Here is a 6,526-nt window from a genome sequence, read left to right as displayed (position 1 = left end):
AGTTTTCAGGCTGCAGGACTCTTCCCTAAGTTGTTAGATGCAGTTTTACAGGCTGCAGGACTCTTCCCTAAGTTGTTAGATGCAGTTTTAGAGGAGGGAAAATTGTTTGTTATTCCTGAACGTAGAAAGCGATCTTGCCCGAGGGTGGTTAAGGGGAAACCACAAAAATATCCCAAAAAAATACCAGTCAGCCTTAACTGACTGGCATTAGCCTTATGGCGTCTTTTTTTTGTCTTCGCTTTGCCCCATTTAAGCATAAACTGCTATTATTGGCCTCTTTTTAAAAGCTTGTTCGTCTCTTATTGCTCTCTTGTTTATTTAAGGGGGCTATTTCAGGACTTTTTGTGGCCACACATGCCCTGTCAGGCGAACAAAACCGTAAGGATGCAATTATGGCAAAGCTATGGCTTGACTTGGGAAACACCCGATTAAAATACTGGCTCACGGATGATGTGGGACAAATCATCACCTCAGATGCCAAGCAACATTTGCAGGCGCCCGCTGAGCTGTTAATCGGTCTAACTGACCGCTTTGCCAATTTGGCACCTGAGTTTATTGGTGTGTCCTCGGTACTTGGTAACGAGGTGAACGCGCAAGTGGCTCAGTCGCTGTCTACGCTCGATATTGCTTTTGAATTTGTGCATGTGGATGCCTGCCACCCACTGCTCAGTAGTGATTATGATGCCAGTCAATTGGGGGTGGACCGCTGGTTGCAGATTTTGGGCGCGGTAGACAATAAAAAACGCCAATGTATCGTAGGCTGCGGTACAGCTTTGACCATAGATTTGACCGATCATGCCCATCATTTAGGCGGCTATATTTTCCCCAGTATTTATCTGCAACGTGAAGCTTTATTCTCTGGTACCAAACAAATTAGCATTGTTGAGGGCACTTTTAATAGCATCAGTGAGGGCACCACGACCTCAGATGCCGTGCACCGCGGGATTTTATTGTCCATTGTTGGTGCCATTAATGAGATTGCACGCCGCAGCCCCAACTATGAGTTTATCTTGACAGGAGGAGATGCGCCTATTTTAGCTCAGCACCTCACCGTCCCCATTCATATCCGTGAAAGCTTATTGCTAAACGGATTAATGCGTTATTTTGATGAGCCAAGCCGCCAAAACTAATCGGCAAAAATCAAATACTTAGCCAAAAAAAATCCCCAGCCTATAAGCCTAGACTGGGGATTTTTTATGTGCGCTGCTATTTAATATAGACCGCTATTAAGAGCGCGTCTATGACACGCTTATTGGCTCATAAATGGATAGTCAATATAGCCTTGTAGACCACCACCATAGAAGGTTTGAGGATGCTGCTCGTTTAACGCGGCATCTTTTTGGAGACGCTCTGCTAAATCTGGGTTGGCGATATAATCACGACCAAAGGCCACCGTATCAATATAGCCCGCTTCAATTAAATCCTGCGCTTTTTGGGCGCTATAGCCACCAGCGGCCACGATAGGGTTGTTAAAAGCCGCCCGTAGTTTTTGTCTAAAAGCTTCTGAATAAGGCGTGCCACCGGCCCAGTCTGGCTCAGACATATGCAGATACATAAGGTTACGGCTGTTGATTTGCTCAACCAACCAAATCGCCTCATCTTCGTTATAACCCACATCAACGTTGTTAAAGCTGCCCAGTGGCGAGATGCGAATGCCCACATGATCTTGGTCCCAAGCAGCCACACAAGCATCGATAACCTCAAGCATTAAGCGGGCGCGGTTTTCACGGCTACCACCATAGTTGTCTGTACGCTTGTTGGTATGCTCCGCCCAGAATTGATGTAATAAATAACCGTGGGCACCGTGGATCTCTATACCATCAAAGCCGGCTTGCTTGGCATATTGGGTCGCTTGAGCGAAATCTGCGACGACTTGTTTAATCTCCTCTAAGCTTGCCATACGAGGCGTTGTGGCCTCAACACGGATAGGAGCACCTTGGTCATCACGTAAGGTAGTACGGACACCAACATCAACATCAGAGGCTGAAATAGGCGCCTTATTATCAGGCTGTACGCTGTTGTGTGATACCAGGCCGGTGTGCCACAGCTGCACCACAATTTTGCCGCCTTTGGCATGTACAGCATCGGTAATGACTTTCCATGCTGCTACCTGCTCCTCGTTATGCAGACCTGGTGCACCTGCGTAGCCTTTGGCCTGCAACGACACTTGAGTGGCCTCTGTAATAATCAGACCTGAGCCTGCACGCTGTGAGTAGTATTCAGCGGCTAATATGGTGGGCATATCACTGGGCTCAATAGAGCGCAGACGGGTCAAAGGCGCCATAAATACACGGTTTTTAAAGGTTTGGTTGCCCATCTTAATGGGGTTAAATAACGGGGCGTATGCCATGCGACTTCCTTTTTAGTTATTCATAAAGTTTCACTGTCTTACTGCACTAAACCTATCGGTTTATGAGTTGGATAATTTAGCGCCATAATGGCTCATAGTTAACACAAAAGCCATCATTATTAAGGCTTAATAGCTAATGGCAACCGTATAAGGGCAGAAAGATGAGCGGGAGTGGCTGCTATTATGGCGGTTATCTTTTTAAATTTAAAGCAGATTAGACCGGTCGTTACAATTTATTTGTATACTGACCATAAAAAACCCACTAAAAAGTGGGTTTTTGAACTTGCTTTGGCCACACAAGCTTAATCATTGGCATGGGTTTTTTCAAATTCATCATGCTCTACTTGATACAATGCCCCCAGACGCTGCTGCAAATCGCTATCCAATATTTTGCGGGCTTGTTTAAAGAATTTTTGTTCTTCTTCAGTTAGGTGATGGCGTACTTTTTCAATTAAGTCAGCACAGGTGGTGTCCCAAGTCTCTTGACTGATACGACCATCATCTAGCGTTTCCATCATCTCGTCCATCTCATGATGCTCGGTGATGGCATGACGTGATAAATCTAGGCCTTCATCGTGCTGCATTACCGGAATATATAGATGGCGCTCTTCAGCCGCCGCATGTGCTTGCAGCTCAAGTTTTAGTTCTTGATAGAGTGCTTTGCGCTTATCGTTATCGCTTTGTTTTTCTAATTGATCACACAGATCGCGCTGAATGTCATGCTTAGCAATTAACGCAGCAAAAATATCTTGATCAAAGTCCACACCACTACTGTTACTCATCGCTCTCTCCAAAATTTATCCATAAATGCTTCAAATTAGCTAAGCTGGCTATAACCTAAAAACCTATATTATAACCAGCGGCTTATCAAATTATTATAGACATAACAGGTGCCAATTGCTGTCTTAGTTAGACTAAGTTTTGTGTGGGCGTGTGACTAATGAAAGCCATTCTTATTTATGCCGTATTCACCACCCAAAACCTGGCGTGATTTTGGCCAAAACAGGATAAACAAAAGGCTATTTTTTCTTTCTAAGCGATTTAAATAAGCCTTCGTGATGGATTTTAGGCATTTTTAGGGTCACAGTACCAGAGAGCATGTCATGTACTGCCAACCCACCTCGATTAAACAGGCAAAACAAGTAATTAAACATCAGACCAAAAAAGGCACTAAACAGCATCGCTGAACGTGAATTATGAAAAGCATAGCCAATCATGCCGCATATCACAGGTACCACGCAGGCCGCCAAAATACGCTTCACCGTCTTAGACCAAGTCAGCAGTTGACCTTGGCTATCGACCGTCTTTAAGCGCCACGTCTGCATGCCTAGCGTCTGCCCTGCTCTACGCCAAAATAGCCCATAAAAGCCAATTAAAGTCACAATAAAGGCTGGCGTTAGCACCAGATTACGATACCACGCAGGCAAAGTCTGCGCCTGATCTGAGGTCACCCCCGTCTCCATCGTCATCATAGTGCCAAGCACCGTCAATACCGTCCCCACCAAAAACAACAAGGCCAAGATCAACATACCATCATAGACAATGGCAATAACACGAATGGCTGCTTTGGCGATTTCAGGCTCACCTGAGACGCTAACCCCCTCAATGCCCGTAGGACGTAACCCCTCTTCAGAGGATGCTGTGGGAGGTTTAGACAGGTTAGAACGACGTTGTTTTGACATGGTTGTACAGACCACCCGATATTTATAAGTGACAAAAGAAGCAAAGCCGCTATTGTAGCGTATTTTACACAAACTGGTAGTGGTGATACACCCAGCTGTTTTTTCAATAAATAGACGGTTAGGTAGACAAAGAAAAGAAAGAGGAGAGGAAAGAGAGGAGAGAAAAGAAAGAGGAGAGAAAAGAGAAAGACTGCGCTGCTGAAAAACCAACAGGCATAAAAAAAATCGCCAAACAAGGGCGATTGATTTAATGTAATGTTAGATGGTGCGCCTGGAGAGATTCGAACTCCCGACCCCTTAGTTCGTAGCCAAGTGCTCTATCCAACTGAGCTACAGGCGCATATTTATCTAACTTACTGTGTTAGCAACTGCTGGTGTGTTACCACTCGTTGTTAACAGGATGGCTATTATAGCCAGTTTTTTTTAGTAGTCAACCTTTTTTTTGAATTTTTTTAAAAATTTAAATCTTTCAAAAAAAATGGCGGTGAAGGAGGGATTCGAACCCTCGATACGCGTTAACGTATACACCCTTAGCAGGGGTGCGGTTTCAGCCACTCACCCACTTCACCGAAACTGCTAAAACGACAACATTTGATCATTGGCTAACTTAACCAGTTACCTCATGTTGTGGGCGAGTATTATAACAAACTAAATCGACTTTGCAAGCCAGATTTCAAAGTTTCTGCAAACTTTCTGCAAATAAAGCCCATATCGTCTCATTTATTGCCCTACTCGCCCTATTTTATTGCCTTTTCATTTCTTCCCCATCACAAATAGCATTTAGGTAAGAGAGGTGGGTTGGCAATTAGCCAATCATTGGCAACAAGTTGTTGGCAATGATCTGAACGAAAATCTCAATCAACAGTAGACCAAAAATAGCTATCATAGGCGATAGATCTAACATACCTAAGCTTGGTGTGATACGGCGAAAAGGCGCTAAGATGGGCTCAGCCATTTGCATAATCAGCTCAAAGATCGGGTGCATCTTTTGGGTAAATACCACTATCCAGCTAATAATAATTGAGCCAATAATCAAATAACGTGCCACACTCAAGAAGCTTAGAATTAACTGCAGTGTGCCCTCAAAGAACAAACGAATGGGCGTGTAACTGTGACCCACAATCGCTGCATTGCCTGAGATGTCAATGAGCTTTAATAAAAATAGCAGCATCACCGCCGCTAAGTTCACCCGTCCTGCACCAACGGTAGGGAAGATACGACCAAACAGATCCACAATTTGAGTGGCTTTATACGCAGGCTCAACATAAGGATGATTGCGCTCAAGACCTGCAAATTGCAGCATAAAGCGGATAAAAACCAGTAGCATGGCAAAGTTTACAACCATGTTAAATAGGGCATACGAAAGACTCATTCAGCGTACTCTTACTCATTCGTTATATAAAGGGGCGACGACCAGGTTTATTTAGTTGCTTAAACAATAACTGTGCGCTTAAAGCAAAGCGGTAAAAATTAGCGCTATATCATTAGTCGGCCAGCTCTTGACTAATCTGTTCACTACGCGTGTAACAAGCCTGCATCGCTTTTTTAATGATACCGGCAAAATCATCTTGCTGTAGTGACTCAATAGCCGCTTGCGTAGTGCCGTTTGGAGAGGTCACTTTACGGCGCAGTTCAGCGGGTGCTTCGCCGCTGGTGATGGCCATTTGAGCGGCACCCAAAGCAGTTTGCATCGCCAAAGCAGCCGCCTGCTTTCTATCTAGTCCCTGCTCCACACCTGCTTCAATCATCGACTCAATCATATAAAAGAAATAAGCCGGCGCTGAGCCAGATACGGCCGTTACGGCATGCAGCTGCTCTTCTTGTTCTACCCAGCTGACCAAGCCTGAAGCGGCCATAAGTGTCGCGGCAAGCTGCTTGTCGGTCTCACTAATGCTGTCATTGGCATAAAGACCGGTTGCGCCTTTTTGAATCATAGCTGGGGTATTGGGCATAGCGCGGACAATGTTCTGATAGCCGCCAAGCATTTTACTTAAGCTGTCGGTAGACAAACCTGCCGCCACAGAAATAACCAATTGTCTGTCCAAGACGTCAGCAAAATCAGCCACCACTTTATCCATAACTTGAGGCTTAACTGCCAACACAATCACATCCGCTGTTTTTGCGGCAATTTGGGGATTGTTGGTATCGGTCGTGCCTGTCGGATCTACGGTGTTTATCTTTTGGCTTTTTAAGACATCGCGAATATTTTGTGAAGGGTCGGCTACGGTAATATCGTTTGGCTTAATGCCTCTTCCTAATAAACCACTAATAAGGGCTTGGGCCATATTGCCGCCACCGATGAAGCTGATTTTTTTACCTTTAAGCTCTGACATGATTACTCCTGTTGGTTTCACGCACCCTAATTTTTTGGGCGAAATTAGACTTCCGGTCTAACACTACGTGTCACATCTGTGTGTTTATTTTGGCGCACAAAATTTGTACTGATATGGCTGCTAGTGTATCACATCAGTTTACAGATTATAGTATTGACGCA

6 protein-coding genes, 2 tRNA genes and 1 pseudogene are annotated in these 6,526 nt (G+C 44.7%); 2 read left to right on the top strand and 7 right to left on the bottom strand.

Annotated features, from left to right (window positions below):
• A pseudogene (locus JMX92_RS13495) lies at positions 1–201 on the top strand (hypothetical protein); the annotation flags it as partial.
• A gap of 191 nt (positions 202–392) precedes the next feature.
• Positions 393–1,130 carry a pantothenate kinase gene (locus JMX92_RS05210; RefSeq protein ID WP_011959631.1) on the top strand — a complete coding sequence of 246 codons (738 nt, stop codon included), beginning with the start codon at positions 393–395 and terminating at the stop codon, positions 1,128–1,130.
• A 119-nt stretch (positions 1,131–1,249) separates the two neighbouring features.
• Here the strand turns inward: JMX92_RS05210 and JMX92_RS05205 are convergent, their stop codons facing one another.
• The 7 genes from JMX92_RS05205 to proC form a co-directional block, all read right to left on the bottom strand.
• Positions 1,250–2,350 carry an alkene reductase gene (locus JMX92_RS05205; RefSeq protein WP_201544344.1) on the bottom strand — a complete coding sequence of 367 codons (1,101 nt, stop codon included), beginning with the start codon at positions 2,348–2,350 and terminating at the stop codon, positions 1,250–1,252.
• 302 nt (positions 2,351–2,652) lie between these two features.
• Positions 2,653–3,132 carry a hemerythrin domain-containing protein gene (locus JMX92_RS05200; RefSeq protein WP_110816052.1) on the bottom strand — a complete coding sequence of 160 codons (480 nt, stop codon included), beginning with the start codon at positions 3,130–3,132 and terminating at the stop codon, positions 2,653–2,655.
• 237 nt (positions 3,133–3,369) lie between these two features.
• Positions 3,370–4,032: an RDD family protein gene (locus JMX92_RS05195; RefSeq protein WP_201544339.1), complete on the bottom strand. Its 663-nt coding sequence runs from the start codon at positions 4,030–4,032 to the stop codon at positions 3,370–3,372.
• Positions 4,033–4,295: 263 nt separating this feature from the next.
• Positions 4,296–4,372 (bottom strand) — tRNA-Arg (locus JMX92_RS05190).
• Between the two features lie 139 nt (positions 4,373–4,511).
• Positions 4,512–4,601 (bottom strand) — tRNA-Ser (locus tag JMX92_RS05185).
• 236 nt (positions 4,602–4,837) lie between these two features.
• A complete protein-coding gene (locus JMX92_RS05180) occupies positions 4,838–5,404 on the bottom strand; it encodes a YggT family protein (RefSeq protein ID WP_011959627.1) in 567 nt (188 codons plus the stop codon).
• Between the two features lie 112 nt (positions 5,405–5,516).
• Positions 5,517–6,365 carry a pyrroline-5-carboxylate reductase gene (gene proC, locus JMX92_RS05175; protein WP_201544338.1) on the bottom strand — a complete coding sequence of 283 codons (849 nt, stop codon included), beginning with the start codon at positions 6,363–6,365 and terminating at the stop codon, positions 5,517–5,519.
• Positions 6,366–6,526: the final 161 nt, after the last annotated feature.

This window comes from Psychrobacter sp. H7-1 (assembly GCF_904846585.1).
Taxonomy (GTDB): Bacteria; Pseudomonadota; Gammaproteobacteria; order Pseudomonadales; family Moraxellaceae; genus Psychrobacter; species Psychrobacter raelei.
The sequence above is the reverse complement of the archived record's forward strand: the minus strand, read 5'-3'. Positions and strand labels throughout refer to the sequence as shown.

What these genes read in the sequence shown, in the direction of transcription:
- JMX92_RS05195 (WP_201544339.1), bottom strand. Translation starts at nt 4,032, where the DNA reads ATGTCAAAACAACGTCGTTCTAACCTGTCTAAACCTCCCACAGCATCC.
- JMX92_RS05210 (WP_011959631.1), top strand. Translation starts at nt 393, where the DNA reads ATGGCAAAGCTATGGCTTGACTTGGGAAACACCCGATTAAAATACTGG.
- JMX92_RS05200 (WP_110816052.1), bottom strand. Translation starts at nt 3,132, where the DNA reads ATGAGTAACAGTAGTGGTGTGGACTTTGATCAAGATATTTTTGCTGCG.
- proC (WP_201544338.1), bottom strand. Translation starts at nt 6,365, where the DNA reads ATGTCAGAGCTTAAAGGTAAAAAAATCAGCTTCATCGGTGGCGGCAAT.
- JMX92_RS05205 (WP_201544344.1), bottom strand. Translation starts at nt 2,350, where the DNA reads ATGGCATACGCCCCGTTATTTAACCCCATTAAGATGGGCAACCAAACC.
- JMX92_RS05180 (WP_011959627.1), bottom strand. Translation starts at nt 5,404, where the DNA reads ATGAGTCTTTCGTATGCCCTATTTAACATGGTTGTAAACTTTGCCATG.